The organism is Streptomyces sp. ADI95-16 (assembly GCF_003721495.1).
GTDB lineage: Bacteria > Actinomycetota > Actinomycetes > Streptomycetales > Streptomycetaceae > Streptomyces > Streptomyces goshikiensis.
This window is the reverse complement of the sequence record NZ_CP033581.1, coordinates 6,408,444-6,423,697: the sequence shown is the minus strand read 5'-3', so window position 1 is coordinate 6,423,697 and position 15,254 is coordinate 6,408,444. Positions and strand designations below refer to the sequence as shown.

The following is a 15,254-nucleotide window of genomic DNA, read 5'->3' as shown; positions in this document are numbered from 1 at the left end:
GGACCGCCGGTGAACGCGTCAGCGCGCGACACGGAGATCCGCGACTACACCGACGCTTGAAACTCCGAGGCAGGACCGTTCACGCGCCGCCCCACACGGCTTCAAGATCCCGGCAATGCACAGTGATCGATGCATCCGTCAGAGCGATTTCATGGAGACAACCATCCTGGCGCGGAAGGATCTCGTCGAGCAGCACCGTATCGGCCTGCATCCAGTCAATCGACTGATCGTAGTCGATCGAGAAGTGCGAGACCCCGGAGTACCGGATCAGAAGACCTGATTCATGCTTCCACTGATTGGCGGAAAATTCGAGAGTCAGGACCCCGCGCTTGTCCGTCGGAACGGAGATCGCCGCCAGTTCGAGATCCTTTACGCAACGGCTACTGCGCATGCTGTAGTGCTCCGCGTCGGACGCGAAGGCCCAGGCCCCGGCCGGCAACTCGTCTCGCATCTTCTGAAGCTCGGCGAGATAGACGCTCGGATCCAGGTCGAACCCGTGCATCTCCGCATCCCAGTCCGCTTTGACAAATTTCATTTACAACCTTCCGCTGCAAGTCGAGGGCGCTGCCATTTGTCTCCGGAGATGTCCTCGGTCCCCCTGGGGCCGATCCTTCCGGCCCGCCGCATGGTATCGACGGCTCGCCCCTTCAGAGCATTCTCGACGCTTGGCGGCACTTCCACGTCCGCGCCGATGGTGTTGTGCTTGTTGAACCAGCCGTCACTGCCGAAAATGCCCACCTCGCGGCCGGACTTGTCATAGACATGGATCTCGAAATCGGTGCCCTTCGTCCCTTCCTTCCACGTATCCAATCGCCCTCGATACCCCTGGCCGAGGTCCAGCGGGTCCTTCGGCCCGCGGGCCGCGAGCCCCAGCGGGTCCGTCCAGCCCAAGGCGTTGACAACGTAGGCGTGGTGGTTGGGCGCCGGCTCCAGCCCGAGTGGGTCCGCACTGATGTATCGGGCCGATTCCGGGTCGTAGTAGCGGAAGAAGTTGTAGTGCAGGCCGGTTTCCGAGTCTGCGTACTGGCCGGGAAAACGGATGGGGCAGTCCGCTGACGTCGTGTCCGTCGGAGCGGGGAAGTCGGTGCCCCACAGGGTGGTGCGACGCTGCCAGGCCAGTTCCCCGCCGGACGCGACCAGCTCGGTCGGCGTGCCGAGGGCGTCCGTGATGACCGCGTAGAAGCGGGTGCTGTAGTCGGTCGTCGTGTCCTGGGCCAGATTGGCCAGCAGCGATGTGCCTTGCTCCCGGACCAGCGGCTTGTGGTCGGTCTGCGTGAGCGGGCGATGGGTACCGGGGGCGTAGTCCCAGGTGGTGACCTGGCCATCGGGCGCCCGGCGTTCCGCCAGTCGGACATCGTCCCAGCTGAATTCCGTGCGGTCGACCACAGAACCGTCCGCCGCCAGACGGTGCTTGGATATTCGGCGGCCCAGCGGGTCGTACGCGTAATGCCAGTGGTCGCCGTCCGATGTCACGGCCTCGGCCAGGCGGTCTTCCGCGTTCCAGACATACGTCCAGACCAGCCGCCGGCCGTTGAGGAGTTTGCGGGTCTTGCGGATCAGACGGCCCTGTGCATCGTGTTCATACGCCGTGCGGTCGGCACTGTGGATGAGCGTGCCGGTGAATTCGCGGTCGCCGGGTGCTTCGTGCGCCGGGGCACTGGCTGAGGTGAGGTTGCCCGCGGTGTCGTAGGCGTAGCTCTCGGTCCAGCCGTGCGCTCGGATGCTCGTCACACGGCCGGCCTGGTCGAGTTCGAACCGCCTGGTCCCCGAATTCAGTTCACGGATCTCTGTGAGATAGCCGTCCTCGCGGTAGGCATAGGTGCGGTGTTGGAGGAGACTGTCCGAGTCGCTCGAACGGCCCGAAAGCGTTTGCTCGGTGAGGCGGTGATTGATGTCCCAGGACTGGGTGAGCCTGGCGCCGTCGCCGAGACGCCGCTCGACCTCGCGGCCCGAGGCGTCGTACGCGAAGGTCAGTGAGCCCGCATCGGCTCCGAGTCCGGCAGGACGGCCTGCCGCGTCGTAGCTCCAGGTCGAGCTCAGCCCGGACGGGGTGGTGCGCCGGATGACTCGGCCCAGGGGGTCGTACGCGTAGGTGGTCGTGCGTCCGTTGACGGTCTCCGTGAGCGTACGGCCCAGCGCGTCCCGCTCGATGGCGACTTCCGCGTCCGCATTGGCCGTGTGGGTCAGATCGCCTGATGCGCCATAGGCGTACGTAGTGGTGTCGCCCGTGTCGGTGCGCTGCTCGATGACGCGGCCGAGTGCGTCCCTGGTGAAGCGCAGGGTTTCGCCCGCGCCGTTGGTGCGGGACGTCAGGCCGTCCGACACGTCGTGCGCGTACGCCAGTGTCCGACCGTTGAAGTCGGTTTCCGTGACCAGTCGGCCCGCCTCGTCGTAGGTGTACGACCAGATTAGTCCCTGCGGGTTGGTAACTCCGGTCAGCCGGAGTTCGGTGTCGTAGGAGAAGGCGTACGTCGTGCCGTCAGGGTCTGTGCGGGTGGCGGGGACGCCGAAGTGCGTGGCGGTATGACGGGTGATGTTGCCGGCGGGGTCGGTGTGGGTGAGCGGGTTGCCCTCTCCGTCCCAGGTCCAGGACTCGCGGCTGCCGTCCGCATACGTACGCCACTTCGGCTTGCCTTCGATTGTCCAGCCCATGCGGGTGGTCTGACCCAGGGGGTCGGTCATTTCGACGACCCGGCCGAAGGTGTCGCGGCGCGCCGCCGTGGTGTGTCCGAGTTCGTCCGTGACGGCGACCGGCAGACCGGCTGCGTCCGACGTGACCCTGCGGCTATGGCCCAGGGCGTCGGTGACAGTGACGAGATGGCCCGACTCGTCGTATGTGTAGCGCGTTTCGGCCCCGAGGGGATCCGTTGTGGTGAGCGAATTGCCGCGCTCGTCATAGGTGTGCCGCCAGGTGGCCCCGCCCGGCTCGATGACCTCGGTCGGCCGGCCGAGCGTGTTGTACGTGGCCCGGGCGATGGACTGGTCCGGCAGGGTGACCGCGGTGAGGTGCTCGGCCTCGTCGTAGGTGTAGCGCGTGGTGCGGCCCAGCGGGTCGGTGACCGAGACGGGCCTGTCGCCCCTCGCAGTCCACTGTGTCCGGGTGGTGTGGCCGAGCGGGTCGGTCTCCTCGACGACCATGCCCTCGGCGTTGTACTGGTGTGTGGACCGTCGGCCGAGGGAGTCGGTGTAGGTGGTGGTGCGTGCCTGGTCGTCGTAGGCGAGGCTGCCGGAGAGGAAGCCGTCGCTGCCTTCGGTGCGCTCGACACGGCCGCGGGTGTCGTAGAAGTAAGTGAACGAGGTGCCGTTGCGGTCGGTCCAGGAGGTGACCCGCCCCTCGGCGTCGTAGGTGAAGCGCAGGGGCTCGCCGCTGGAGTTGACGACCTCGGTGAGGTTGCCCGCCTCGTCGTATCCGTACCTCATGACGACCGTACCGGCACCGGCGTCGTCGGGCTGCGACGGCTCGTACCGCGAAGGTGCCTGGTCGAGCAGGCGCAGGGCGGTGATGCGCGGGCCTGCGGTGTCCACGGCCAGGTAGTAGCCGCCGGAGTGGCGTAGCGCGGCCGGTATGCCGTCGACCGTGCGCTCGATGTCGATGCGGGCGCCGTTGCGGTCGTGCCAGCTGTCCAGGGGGAGGTGGAAGACACCGGAGGTGCCGGAGGACAGGGGGGTGCTGAAGGTGCGGACGACCCCGGAGACGGGGTCGGTGATGGTCATGACGCCCTCGGGCTTGCCGTCCCATTCGAGGGGCCAAGCGGCCCCCTTCGCGGGCAGGACGGACTCGCCGGGCCGTGGCACGGGGTAGACGAGGCGCATGCCGTCGGAGGCGGCGAACACCACCCCTTCCCCGTCGATCTGGAGGCACTCGTCCAGGGTGGAGACCCAGGTGGGACCGAAGCACACTCCCCCGCGGTACGAGGAGAGATGGGTGCGTTCGAAGATCAGGGGGAGGCCGGCGGGAAGGGTCAGGTCGGTCTGCGTCATCAGCATGGCGCCGGTCGCCACGTCGATCGGCTCGCCGACGCACGGAGTGCTCTTGCACTGCCGGGCCGCCGGACCGAGTTCGACCAGGTCGGGGCGGAGCGACGGCGGCCGCAGCATCAGCGGCACTTCGGTCCTGAACAGGCTCCCCTCGATGCCTGCCTTCGCCACACCACCGGCGGCACCGAACGCCCCGCCGTAGAGCATGCCGTCCTTGGCCGCGGCATTGATCTCGTCGAGGCTGAAGCCCGTCTGCACGCCCGTGGCGATCTTCAAGGGCTGGGCGACCGCGAGGTCGATGGTGACCGCTTCCATGCTGCCGAAGGCAGCCGCGACCAGCGTGCCGGCCGCGATTTCGGCGACCGCGGTGGTGACGGCGATGCCCATCGTGGCGCCGAATTCGATGAGGGCCTCGGTGGCCAGCGCGGCAGCACCCGCGGCAGCACCCGCGGTCACGAAGGCCAGCGCGATGCCACCCACGATGATCGCGGCATCGATGCCGATCTGCGTCCAGAGCTTGTTGATGGCGTCGTCGACGGCCCTGGCGAACTTGTCCAGCGCCTCGGCCATCTTGCGGGACGCCTTGGCGAGGTCGCTGAGCCAGCCCGCGTCGTTGCCCTTGGCGTACCGTCCCCAGAAGGTCCCGAACGCCTCGATCGCCTCACCCGAGTTGTTGGTGATCAGCGAGGAGGCCGCGTTGTTGACGGGCGTACGTACATCGTCCACGGCGTCGGCGAAGGTCCGCCAGGCATCGGCGGCGTGCCGCAGGGTGCCGGAATTGGCATCCGGCCACCACAGGCCCAGCGTGAGCAGCAGATCCTTGGCCTCGTCCTCGATGCTCACTTGGCGCCCTTGTCGTGGCCTTCGCCGGACTCGGCCCGAACCTTCGTGAACATCCCGGCGATCAAGTCGTCGTTGTCGACGTGCCCGTCCGCCATGTCGGCCATCGCCTCGTGGATGCTGACCAGACCGAGAACGAGGATGCCGGCTGCCTTCTCGATGGCCTTCTGCTGGGGGCGGTAGGCGTCACCGAAGGCCTTGCCCTGCTCGTCATCACCCCAGGGTGATCCCAGCCCGTCCAGCGTGGTGACGAGCGTGGTGAGCGCCGTGCTCAGGTTCTTGCCCTGCGTATGGAAGACCGGCGCCGTCAACTTGATGTCGGCCGTCTTGATGTCCAAGACCTTGCCGCTGTCGGTGCCGTCACCCATGCGTGCTGCCTCCCCCGATAACGACTGCGAACCCCCCAAGCCTAGACGGCGTCATCCAGCCCCGGCCCGCCGCCCGGACCGCCAGCGGCATTCGTCGGCCGCGGGAGCGGGATTCGGACCTGGCGGAAGTCGTCGGCCACGGAGTGCGGGGTCGACCTGCTGGTGGGCCCCGCACCACTCGCGAGAGTCAGCTGAACGACGGGATGACGTCGGCGCCGTACGCGTCGATGGTCGCTTCCCGGGCGTCGTGCATGTCGTACACCGCGAACTGGTCGACGCCGAGATCCCGCAGGGCGCGGAGCTTCTCGATGTGTGCCTCGGCCGGGCCCAGGAGGCAGAAGCGGTCGACGATCTCGTCGGGGACGAAGTCGGCGGAGGGGTTCCCGGTGCGGCCGTGGTGGCTGTAGTCGTAGCCCTGGCGGGCCTTGACGTACTCGGTGAGCTCCTCGGGGACCATGCCGGAGTGCTCGCCGTAGCGGGAGACGAGGTCGGCCACGTGGTTGCCGACCATCCCGCCGAACCAGCGGCACTGGTCGCGGGCGTGGGCCACATCCTCGCTCACGTACGCGGGGGCCGCCACGCAGATGGTGATCGCGTCCGGGTCGCGGCCGGCGTCCACGGCGGCCTGGCGGACCGACTTGATCATCCACTCGGTGAGGTACGGGTCGGCGAGTTGCAGGATGAACCCGTCGGCCTTCCGTCCGGCGAGCGCGAGGGCCTTGGGGCCGTACGCCGCCATCCAGACGGGCAGCTTCCCGTCACGGATCCACGGAATCCGCAGCGGTTTGCCGTCGACCTCGGCCTCGCGTCCCTCCGCGAGGTCGCGGATGACGTCGATGGCCTCGCCGAGGCGGGCAAGCGTATTCGGCGCGCGCCCGGCGACCCGCATCGCCGAGTCGCCGCGGCCGATCCCGCAGACGGTGCGGTTGCCGTACATGTCGTTGAGGGTGGCGAAGGTGGAGGCGGTGACCTCCCAGGTGCGGGTGCCCGGGTTGGTGACCATCGGACCGATGTGCATGCGCTCGGTGTTGGCCAGGATCTGGCTGTAGATGACGAACGGCTCCTGCCACAGGACCGCCGAGTCGAATGTCCAGCCGTAGCGGAAGCCGTTGCGCTCGCCGCGCTTCATGAGGCTGACGACCTGGGACGCGGGCGGGTCGGTTTGCAGGACGAGGCCGAAGTCCATGCATGGCTCCTTGCTGCTGCGTGCGGGCTTGCGGCTTACAGGTACTGGCAGGTGGAGCGGGGGACGAAGACGCCGTGACCGGCTCGGCCGGTGTACTCGCGCCCGTCGATGACGATTTCGCCGCGCGAGAGGACCGTGTCGACGCGTCCGGTGATCCGCTTGCCCTCGTACGCCGAGTAGTCCACGTTCATGTGGTGGGTCTCGGCGGAGATGACCTGCTCGGCGTGCGGATCGTAGAGGACGATGTCGGCGTCGGCGCCCGGCGCGATGGTGCCCTTCTGGGGGTAGAGGCCGAACATCCGGGCCGGGCTCGCGCAGGCGATCTCGATCCAGCGGCGGCGGCTGATGTGCCCGTCCAGGACGGCCTGGTGGAGGAGGTCCATCCGGTTCTCCACCCCGGGCAGGCCGTTGGGGATCTTCGAGAAGTCGCCGCGGCCGAGCTCCTTCTGGCCGCTGAAGCAGAACGGGCAGTGGTCGGTGGAGACCACCTGGAGGTCGTTGGTCCGCAGGCCCCGCCACAGGGCCGCCTGGTGCTCGCGCGGGCGCAGCGGGGTGGAGCAGACGTACTTGGCGCCCTGGAAGTCGGGTTCGGCGAGGTTGTCGGTGGACAGGAACAGGTACTGCGGACAGGTCTCGCCGAAGACCGGCAGGCCCTTGTCGCGGGCGGCGGCCAGCTCGGCGAGGGCCTCCTCCGCCGAGACGTGGACGACGTAGAGCGGGGAGCCGGCCACCCGGGCGAGCTGGATCGCCCGGTGGGTGGCCTCGGCTTCGAGGAGGACCTTGCGGACCTCGCCGTGGTGGCGGGGGTCGGTCTCGCCGCGGGCCAGGGCCTGTTCGACGAGGACGTCGATCGCGATGCCGTTCTCGGCGTGCATCATGATCAGCCCGCCGTTTCCGGAGGCCCGCTGCATGGCGCGCAGGATCTGCCCGTCGTCGCTGTAGAAGACGCCCGGGTAGGCCATGAACAGCTTGAAGGAGGTGACCCCCTCCCCCACCAGGTGGTCCATCTCCTTCAGGGTCCCCTCGTTGACGTCCGAGAGGATCATGTGGAAGGCGTAGTCGACGGCGCAGTTGCCGTCGGCCTTCTCGTACCAGGTGTCGAGTCCCTGGCGCAGGGCCTGGCCCCTGCTCTGCACCGCGAAGTCGACGATGGTGGTGGTGCCGCCCCAGGCGGCGGCCCGGGTGCCGGTCTCGAAGGTGTCGGAGGCGGCGGTACCGCCGAAGGGCAGCTCCATGTGGGTGTGCGCGTCGACCCCGCCGGGGATGACGTACTTCCCGCTCGCGTCGATCGTACGGTCGGCCGTCCAGGCCTCGGCGGCCGCCGAGCCGTGGGCCGCGAGGGCGGCGACGCGGCCGTCCTCGATCAGTACGTCGGCGTGGAGCTCGTCGGCGGCCGTGATGACGAGGCCGCCGCGGATGAGGGTGCGATGGGTCATGTGCGTCTCCCCGTGGCTAGTTGAGGCTGTGCAGGGCCTCGGCGAGGATCTCGGCGCCCTCTTCCGCCTCGGCGACGGTGAGGGAGAGCGGCGGCGCGATGCGCAGCACGCTGGTGTTGTACCCGCCGCCCTTGCCGAGCAGCAGGCCGCCGGCGCGGGCGGCCTCCAGGACGGCGGCGGCCGCGTCCGGGTCGGCCTGGTCGGTGCCGGGCCGGGTCAGCTCCAGCCCGGCCATCAGGCCCCGGCCGCGGACCTCCCGTACGGCGGGCACGGTGGCGGCGATGGCGCGCAGCCGTTCCAGGAGGAGGCCGCCGACGCGGCGGGCGTTGCCCTGGAGGTCGTGTTCCAGCAGGTACCCGAGGTTGGCGACGCCGGCGGCCATGGTGACCGGGGAGCCGCCGAAGGTGGAGATGGAGTTGGAGTCGACGCAGTTCATCACCTCGGCGCGGGCCACGACACCGCCGATGGACATGCCGTTGCCGATGCCCTTGGCGAAGGTGAGGATGTCCGGCGGGCCGTTCTGGGCGTGGGCCTGCCAGCCCCAGAAGTGTTCTCCGGTACGGCCCCAGCCGGTCTGCACCTCGTCGCTGATCCAGAGGATGCCGTGGCGGTCCAGGACCTCGCGGAACGCCCCGTAGAGGCCGTCGGGCGGGGAGGTGAAGCCGCCGACGCCCTGGACCGGCTCGGCGATGAGGGCGGCGACTCCGCCGCGGGCCTGGCCCAGTACGTCTTCGAGGTCGGCGACGGCGGCCGCGGTGAACGCGGCGTCACCGAGTTCCGCGAAGGGGCCGCGGGTGCGGACGGCGCCGTGGACGTAGTAGGTCTGGAGCGGCGAGAGGCTCGTCGGGGACCAGCCGCGGTTGCCGGTGATCGAGACGGTGGAGAAGGACCGGCCGTGGTAGCTGTTGCGCATCGCCAGGATCTGGTTGGAGCGGCGGTACGTCGTCGCGAGCAGCAGGGCGGTGTCGTTGGCCTCGGTGCCGGAGGTGGTGAAGAAGACCCGGGCGTCGGGGATGCCGGAGAGGGCGGCGACCCGCTCGGCCAGTTCGATCATCGGGCGGTTGAGGTACAGGGTGGAGGAGTGGATGAGCCGCCCGGCCTGCTCGGCGACGGCCTTGGTGACCTCGGGGAGGGCGTGGGCGGTCATCGTGGTGAGGATGCCGCCGAAGAAGTCGAGGTAGCGGTTGCCCTCGGCGTCCCAGACGTGGCGGCCCTCGCCGTGGGTGAGTTCGAGCGGGCTGTCGTAGTACAGCGCGAGCCAGTCGGGCATGACGGAGCGGTGCCGGCTGTGCAGGGGGATCGGGTTGGTCACGGCTGTACGAGTCCTCCGTAGGCGTCGGGACGGCGGTCGCGGTAGAAGGCCCACTGCTCGCGGACCTCCCTGATCAGGTCGAAGTCGAGGTCGCGGACGAGGAGTTCCTCCTCCTTGTCGCTCGCGACCTCCCCGACGAACTTGCCGCGCGGGTCGACGAAGTAGCTGGTGCCGTAGAAGTCGTTGTCTCCGTACTCCTCCTGGCCGACCCGGTTGATCGCGGCGACGAAGTACTCGTTGGCGACGGCGGAGGCTGGCTGTTCCAGCTGCCACAGGTGCGCGGAGAGGCCGCGGTGGGTGGCGGAGGGGTTGAAGACCAACTGCGCTCCGGCAAGGCCCAGTTGGCGCCAGCCCTCGGGGAAGTGGCGGTCGTAGCAGATGTAGACGCCGATCCGGCCGACGGCGGTGTCGAAGACGGGCCAGCCGAGGTTGCCCGGGCGGAAGTAGTACTTCTCCCAGAAGCCCTTGACCTGCGGGATGTGGTGCTTGCGGTACTTGCCGAGGTAGCTGCCGTCGGCGTCGATGACGGCGGCGGTGTTGTAGTAGAAGCCCTCGGACTCCCGCTCGAAGACCGGTACGACGATCACCATGCCGGTCTCGCGGGCGAGGTCCCGCATGCGCTGGACGGTGGGGCCGTCGGGGACGGGCTCGGCCCAGCGGTAGTGCTCGGGTTCCTGGACCTGGCAGAAGTAGGGGGCGTTGAACACCTCCTGGAACCCGATGATCTTCGCGCCCTGGGCGGCGGCCCGGCGGGCGTGTTCCTCGTGTTTGGCGATCATCGACTCGGTGTCTCCGGTCCAGGTGGCCTGGACCAGTGCGGCGCGGACGACTTGGGCCATGAGCTGCTCCTCGCGACGGGAACGCCGGTTCTACGCACGTAGACGGAGTGCGTAGGGAGTAGAACGTAGGCCTCGTCATCCCGTGGGGCAAGAGCGCCGTGCGCGGTTGGAGTAGTCGATCACGTTACGTCGCCCAGCGATCGTTTGCGATCACGAGGCGGGCGGTTTACGCCGTGGCGATTCCGGCCGCGCGGAGGGCGTGCGCGAGATCGCGGTGGCGGGAGGCGGAGACCGCGCGGGCGGCGCGCAGCAGGCGAGGGGCGAACCACTGCGGGGCGCGGCGGGCCAGCACGGCGGCCTCCTCCGCGGTGCGCACGCGGACGAAGGCACCGAGCAGGGTGTCGGCCTCGCGGGTGCGGCCGGCGGTGGCGAGGGCCTGGGCGGCGTCGGCGATGTCGGCGGTGGGGCGGGCGGCGCCCTGGCGCAGGAGCGCGTCGCAGTCGGCGTGCCGGCCGGCGTCACCGAGGGCCGCGGCCGCGGCGGCGAGCCGCTCGGGCGGCAGCGAGGCCGCCTCCCACAGCAGCGTGGCCCAGTCGGCCGCGAGCCCGGCCCGCCCCAGCTCGACGGCGAGCCCGGGCAACGACCCGGCGGGCCCGGCGGCGGCCTCGCACAACACCGCGTGCGCCTCCCCGCTGCGCCCTTCCGCCCGCAACCCCACCAACCCGGCCACCAGCCCCCGAACCCCGCCACCATCGGCGCCCCCGACGCCCCCGGAACCCGCCTGGACCGGCCCACCGTGAGCCGCGAACTCCCCGGCCCCGGGGCCGTTTTCGGCCGGGGGCGCGGGGCGGGGGCTCGGGGCAGGGGTGACGTAGGAGGGCGAAGGCGCCGGGGGGCCGAAGCGGGCGCCGCGCGGGGCGGGGAGGGTTGGTTCCGGCGCCGTGTCCTCGGGCGGGGCGAAGCGGGCGCCGCGCGGGGGCCGCGGCGCGGAGCCCGGCGGCGGGGTGAACGCCCGGGTCTGCGGAACCGCCGCCCCGGCGTACCGGGCGCCCCCGGCCCGCCGGCCACCCCGCAGCCACCGTCCCTCGGCCCGCCCCACCGGCGCCGCGACCTCGTCGCCCACCGGCTGGGGCGGCGCCCCGTCGCCCTGCACCTCGGCCTCCGGCCACGCGGCGTCCGCACCGGCGGTGGATTCCGACCCGGCGCGCCGCTGACGGCCGGGATTGGGGCGCCCTGGCACCGGCACCGCACCGGCGGGGCGCCTGGGGCCCGGTACCCGAGGGCCCGCGGGGGTCGGGTTGCCCGGCGCCGGGGCGGCGGGGGCCGTGGGGGCCGGTGCGGGAGGGGCGGCGGGGGCCGGGGCCCGTAAGGGGGCTTCCGTGAGGCGGTGGGTGAGGTCTTCGCAGCGGGCAGCGGCCCTGGCGGCGTCGTCGTGGATCCAGGCGAGCTCCCGGCCGAGGGACTCCGCCTCCGGCGGCCCCGGCGCCGCCGCGAGGCGGGCCGTCAGGTCCCGCAGGGCGGCCTCGGACCTCGCCCGCTCGGCGACCGCCGCCGCGAGCAGGGTCCGCAGCTCCCGCGCCCCGCCCGGCCGCGCGTCCCACGCGGTGACGGCCGCCGCCCGCAGCAGGGCCGCGTACCGCGCCTCCCGGTCGTCCGCGCCCGCGTCCCCGAGCAGCGACTCCACGACGTCCCACGGCGGCATCGCCGTCCCGTCGAGGCAGGCCCGCATCCCGGCCGGGTCCCGCCGCAGGAACTCCCCGTACCAGCCCGCCCCGGGATCCAGTCTCCCCGTCAACGCCCGCAGGTACTGAGAGAGTTGAGCGATCGCCAGCGAAGTCGCGGTCTCCATGACCGCATTGCATCGCATTCGTGTTACGGGCGGGCTACGGGAGTCTCAAAGCTTGACGGCGATCCCGGTGTGCGGCCGGGCGCCCCGCCGGAAGACCGCGGCGGGCACGTCCACCAACCAGAACTGCCAGCGGTACTTGCGGGAGAGCAGCCGGCGCACCCGCCCCAGCCCGTCCTCGTCCAGCAGTCGCGCCGCACCCTCCAGCACCGGCGCGCCTTCCACCACCCGCCCCCGCACGTCGCACGCGGTGACGGTGACCCGCCCGTTGTTGCGGATCCGCTTCACCTTCCACGAATCGCTGCGCGTCCACACGTACAGCTCCTCGCCGTCCGTCACCGCCCACACCGGGGTGGCCACCGGCGTGCCGTCCTTGCGGAAGGTGGTGAGACTGACGTACCGCGCCTTGCCGAGCTCCTCAAGCGTCATCCCCCGACCCTAGGGGGTGCCGCGCCGCCCGGCCTCCCCCGGCGGGCATGGCCCCGCGCCCCGCGCGCACCCGCCCCGCGCCCGCCGCCCGCCGCCCGCGCTCAGACGGGCACGAAGGCGCAGCGCCGCATCACGTCATCGAGCGAGAGGCCGAGCGCCTCCGCGAGGGCGGCGACGGTGAAGAAGGCGGGGGTGGGCGCGCGGCCCGTCTCGATCTTGCGCAGGGTCTCGGAGGACAGCCCGGCGCTCGCCGCGACCTCGACCATGCTGCGGCCGGCACGCGCCTCGCGCAGCAGCGCGCCGAGCCGCTCGCCGCGCTCGCGCTCTTCGGGGGTGAGGGGGGTACGGACCATGTCCCCACCCTACCCCACCCCCAATAACTATCCCGTTAAAGTTATACCGGTATAGTTATTGGCATGGTGAAACTCAAGACCGATCAGGCAATCGACGAGATGCGCGCCCCCGGCCGGGTGGTGGCCCACGCACTGGCGGCGGTCCGGGAGGCCGCCCGGGTCGGGACCTCCCTCCAGGAGCTTGACGAGGCGGCCCACGCGGTGCTCCGCGAGGCCGGCGCGACCTCGCCCTTCCTCGGGTACCGGCCGCGGTTCGCGCCCGTGCCCTTCCCCGCCGTCCTCTGCGTCTCCGTCAACGACGCGATCGTGCACGGCGTCCCGACCCCCTACCGGCTGCGCGACGGCGACCTCGTCAGCGCCGACTTCGGGGCCGAGCTGAACGGCTGGGTCGGTGACGCGGCCGTCAGCTTCACCGTCGGCCGGGCCCGCCCCGCCGACCTGCGGCTCATCGAGACCGCTGAGGCGGCCCTCGCGGCCGGGATCGCCGCCGCCGTGCCCGGCAACCGGATCGGGGACATCGCCCACGCCGTCGGCACCGTCTGCCGCGCCGCCGGCTACGGCATTCCGGACGGCTTCGGCGGCCACGGCATCGGCCGCAGCATGCACGAGGACCCGGGCGTGCCCAACGAGGGCCCGCCGGGGCGCGGCATGAAGCTGCGCCCCGGCATGGTCCTCGCGATCGAGCCGATGGTGATCGCGGGCGGTACGGACGACTACCGCTGCGACGAGGACGGCTGGACCCTGCGCACCGTCGACGGCAGCCGCGCCGCCCACGCGGAGCACACGGTGGCGATCACCGCCGACGGCCCGAGGATCCTGACCGCGCTCTGATCCCTACGGCTTGCCGTACGGGTGGACCACCATCGCGGAGCCGCCGCCCCGCCGGCTGGTCTCCGCCGCGGCCAGCCAGCGGCCGTCCGGCAGCCGCTGGACGCCGGTCGCGGCGCCGATCTCCGGGTTCTGCCGGAAGCCCTGCCCGAGCGCCTCCAGCTCGGCCCGGACCGGGCTGTTCCACAGGCCCGGCTCCAGCTCGGTGGTGGTCTGGTTGCGCTGGCTGGCGCGCGGCGCCGCGATGGCGTCGACGAGCGGCAGCCCCCGGTCCAGGTGCCCGATCAGGGTCTGGAGCACGGTGGTGATGATGGTGGCACCGCCCGGGGAGCCCACCGCGAGCACCGGGCGCCCGTCGTCCAGCACGATCGTCGGGGACATGGACGAGCGCGGCCGCTTGCCGGGGCCGGGCAGGTTCGGGTCCGGGACCCCGGGGACGGCCGGCGCGAAGGAGAAGTCGGTCAGCTCGTTGTTCAGCAGGAAACCGCGCCCCGGCACGGTGATCGCGCTGCCGCCGGTGGACTCGATGGTCAGGGTGTAGGAGACCACGTTGCCCCAGCGGTCGGCGACCGTCAGGTGGGTGGTGTTCTCCCCCTCGTACGTGGTCGGGGCGGCCCGGCCGGTGGTGGCGCAGGGCTGCGGCCGGCGCGGGTCTCCGGGGGCCAGCGGGCTGGTCAGCGCCCGGTCGGGCGAGATGAGGCAGGCGCGCGAGTCGGCGTACCGCTGGGAGAGGAGCTGGCGGGTCGGCACGTCCACGGCGGCCGGGTCCCCGACCCAGCGGCCGCGGTCGGCGAAGGAGATCCGCGAGGCCTCGATGAAGCGGTGCAGGTACTGCGCCTCGGAGAGCGAGCCGAGGTCGGTGCCCTCCAGGATGTTCAGTGCCTCCCCGACGGTGGTGCCGCCGGAGGACGAGGGCGCCATGCTGTAGACGTCCAGGCCGCGGTAGCTCACCTGCGTCGGGGCCTGCCGCTTGGTCTCGTACGCGCGCAGGTCGCGGGTGGTCAGGTCGCCGGAGCGCACCTTGCGCGGCGAGGCCGGGTCCACCGGGGGCCTGCGGACGGCGCGGACGATGTCCTCGGCGATCGGGCCCCGGTAGAGCGCGCCGGTGCCCTTGCGGCCGAGTTCGGCGTACGTGGCGGCCAGGTCGGGGTTCTTGAAGGTGGACCCCACCACCGGCAGGGCCCCGCCGGGCAGGAACAGCTTCGCGGTGTCCGGGAAGTCCTTGAAGCGGGCCTGGTTGAGCTCGGTCTGGGACCGGAAGGTGGCGTCCACCGTGAACCCGTCGCGCGCCAGTTCCTCGGCGGGCTTCAGCAGTTGGCGCAGCGGCCGGCTGCCCCAGGCGTCGAGGGCGCTGGTCCAGGTGGCGGGGGTGCCGGGTACGCCGACGGAGCGGCCGCTGGTCTGGCCCTCCTCGAAGGGGATGGGGACGCCGTTCTCCTGGAACAGGGTGGCGGTGGCCGAGGCCGGGGCGGTCTCGCGCCCGTCGATGGTGTGCACCCGGCGGGACTTGGCGTCGTAGTAGACGAGGTAGCCGCCCCCGCCGACGCCCGCCGAGTAGGGCTCGGTGACCCCGAGGGCCGCGGCGGTGGCGACGGCCGCGTCCACCGCGTTGCCGCCGGAGCGCAGGACGGCGATGCCCACGGCCGAGGCGTCGGCGTCGACGCTGGCGACGGCCCCGCCGTACCCGGCGGCGACGGGCACCTTGGGCGGCGCGGCGGCGGTGGTGGGCGAGGCGGCGGCCCCGGTGGAGACGAGCGCTCCCGCGAGGGCGACGAGCGCTAATGGACGTACGGCGGGACGACGCATCCCGAACCTCCCAGTCGACGGCCGGTCAGAGCCAGGTCCCGCACTGTAACTTCACCGCACCCCCCACGTCAGGAACACACGGGGACGGCTACC

12 protein-coding genes are annotated in these 15,254 nt (G+C 71.5%); 1 reads left to right on the top strand and 11 read right to left on the bottom strand.

Going from position 1 to position 15,254, the window contains the following annotated elements; translation table 11 throughout:
• Positions 1 to 79 precede the first annotated feature (79 nt).
• The 10 genes from EES41_RS28685 to EES41_RS28640 form a co-directional block, all read right to left on the bottom strand.
• Positions 80 to 535 carry a hypothetical protein gene (locus EES41_RS28685; protein WP_123080925.1) on the bottom strand — a complete coding sequence of 152 codons (456 nt, stop codon included), beginning with the start codon at positions 533 to 535 and terminating at the stop codon, positions 80 to 82.
• Positions 532 to 4,821, bottom strand: a complete 4,290-nt coding sequence (locus EES41_RS28680) for a DUF6531 domain-containing protein (RefSeq protein ID WP_302186169.1) — start codon at positions 4,819 to 4,821, stop codon at positions 532 to 534. Before EES41_RS28680 ends, EES41_RS28685 begins: the two co-directional genes overlap by 4 nt.
• Positions 4,818 to 5,186, bottom strand: coding sequence for a hypothetical protein (locus EES41_RS28675; RefSeq protein ID WP_123080924.1), 369 nt, complete (start codon positions 5,184 to 5,186; stop codon positions 4,818 to 4,820). The genes EES41_RS28680 and EES41_RS28675 overlap by 4 nt, the downstream gene beginning before the upstream one ends.
• Positions 5,187 to 5,373: 187 nt before the next feature.
• A complete protein-coding gene (locus EES41_RS28670) occupies positions 5,374 to 6,372 on the bottom strand; it encodes a TIGR03842 family LLM class F420-dependent oxidoreductase (protein ID WP_123080923.1) in 999 nt (332 codons plus the stop codon).
• A 35-nt stretch (positions 6,373 to 6,407) separates the two neighbouring features.
• Positions 6,408 to 7,808 carry a dihydropyrimidinase gene (hydA, locus tag EES41_RS28665; RefSeq protein ID WP_123080922.1) on the bottom strand — a complete coding sequence of 467 codons (1,401 nt, stop codon included), beginning with the start codon at positions 7,806 to 7,808 and terminating at the stop codon, positions 6,408 to 6,410.
• A gap of 16 nt (positions 7,809 to 7,824) precedes the next feature.
• The gene (locus EES41_RS28660) at positions 7,825 to 9,078 is read right to left on the bottom strand and encodes an aspartate aminotransferase family protein (protein WP_123082746.1); all 1,254 of its coding nucleotides are present in this window, start codon (positions 9,076 to 9,078) and stop codon (positions 7,825 to 7,827) included.
• Positions 9,079 to 9,116: 38 nt separating this feature from the next.
• Complete coding sequence (locus EES41_RS28655) at positions 9,117 to 9,959, bottom strand: nitrilase-related carbon-nitrogen hydrolase (protein WP_123080921.1); 843 nt, start codon at positions 9,957 to 9,959, stop codon at positions 9,117 to 9,119.
• A gap of 166 nt (positions 9,960 to 10,125) precedes the next feature.
• On the bottom strand, positions 10,126 to 11,748 hold the full coding sequence (locus tag EES41_RS28650; RefSeq protein ID WP_123080920.1) for a hypothetical protein: 1,623 nt from the start codon (positions 11,746 to 11,748) through the stop codon (positions 10,126 to 10,128).
• A gap of 45 nt (positions 11,749 to 11,793) precedes the next feature.
• The gene (locus EES41_RS28645; protein WP_008737966.1) at positions 11,794 to 12,174 is read right to left on the bottom strand and encodes a PPOX class F420-dependent oxidoreductase; all 381 of its coding nucleotides are present in this window, start codon (positions 12,172 to 12,174) and stop codon (positions 11,794 to 11,796) included.
• Positions 12,175 to 12,275: 101 nt separating this feature from the next.
• Positions 12,276 to 12,527, bottom strand: coding sequence for a helix-turn-helix domain-containing protein (locus EES41_RS28640; protein ID WP_123080919.1), 252 nt, complete (start codon positions 12,525 to 12,527; stop codon positions 12,276 to 12,278).
• A 63-nt stretch (positions 12,528 to 12,590) separates the two neighbouring features.
• On the opposite strand from EES41_RS28640, the gene map reads away from it, so the two are divergent.
• On the top strand, positions 12,591 to 13,358 hold the full coding sequence (gene map / locus EES41_RS28635; RefSeq protein WP_123080918.1) for a type I methionyl aminopeptidase: 768 nt from the start codon (positions 12,591 to 12,593) through the stop codon (positions 13,356 to 13,358).
• 3 nt (positions 13,359 to 13,361) lie between these two features.
• Here the strand turns inward: map and ggt are convergent, their stop codons facing one another.
• A complete protein-coding gene (gene ggt, locus EES41_RS28630) occupies positions 13,362 to 15,161 on the bottom strand; it encodes a gamma-glutamyltransferase (protein ID WP_123080917.1) in 1,800 nt (599 codons plus the stop codon).
• Between the last annotated feature and the right edge of the window lie 93 nt (positions 15,162 to 15,254).

Coding starts and splice junctions, on each gene's coding strand:
- ggt (WP_123080917.1), bottom strand. CDS start 15,161: ATGCGTCGTCCCGCCGTACGTCCATTAGCGCTCGTCGCCCTCGCGGGA.
- EES41_RS28655 (WP_123080921.1), bottom strand. CDS start 9,959: ATGGCCCAAGTCGTCCGCGCCGCACTGGTCCAGGCCACCTGGACCGGA.
- EES41_RS28650 (WP_123080920.1), bottom strand. CDS start 11,748: ATGGAGACCGCGACTTCGCTGGCGATCGCTCAACTCTCTCAGTACCTG.
- EES41_RS28660 (WP_123082746.1), bottom strand. CDS start 9,078: ATGCCCGACTGGCTCGCGCTGTACTACGACAGCCCGCTCGAACTCACC.
- EES41_RS28685 (WP_123080925.1), bottom strand. CDS start 535: ATGAAATTTGTCAAAGCGGACTGGGATGCGGAGATGCACGGGTTCGAC.
- hydA (WP_123080922.1), bottom strand. CDS start 7,808: ATGACCCATCGCACCCTCATCCGCGGCGGCCTCGTCATCACGGCCGCC.
- EES41_RS28645 (WP_008737966.1), bottom strand. CDS start 12,174: ATGACGCTTGAGGAGCTCGGCAAGGCGCGGTACGTCAGTCTCACCACC.
- map (WP_123080918.1), top strand. CDS start 12,591: ATGGTGAAACTCAAGACCGATCAGGCAATCGACGAGATGCGCGCCCCC.
- EES41_RS28640 (WP_123080919.1), bottom strand. CDS start 12,527: ATGGTCCGTACCCCCCTCACCCCCGAAGAGCGCGAGCGCGGCGAGCGG.
- EES41_RS28675 (WP_123080924.1), bottom strand. CDS start 5,186: ATGGGTGACGGCACCGACAGCGGCAAGGTCTTGGACATCAAGACGGCC.
- EES41_RS28670 (WP_123080923.1), bottom strand. CDS start 6,372: ATGGACTTCGGCCTCGTCCTGCAAACCGACCCGCCCGCGTCCCAGGTC.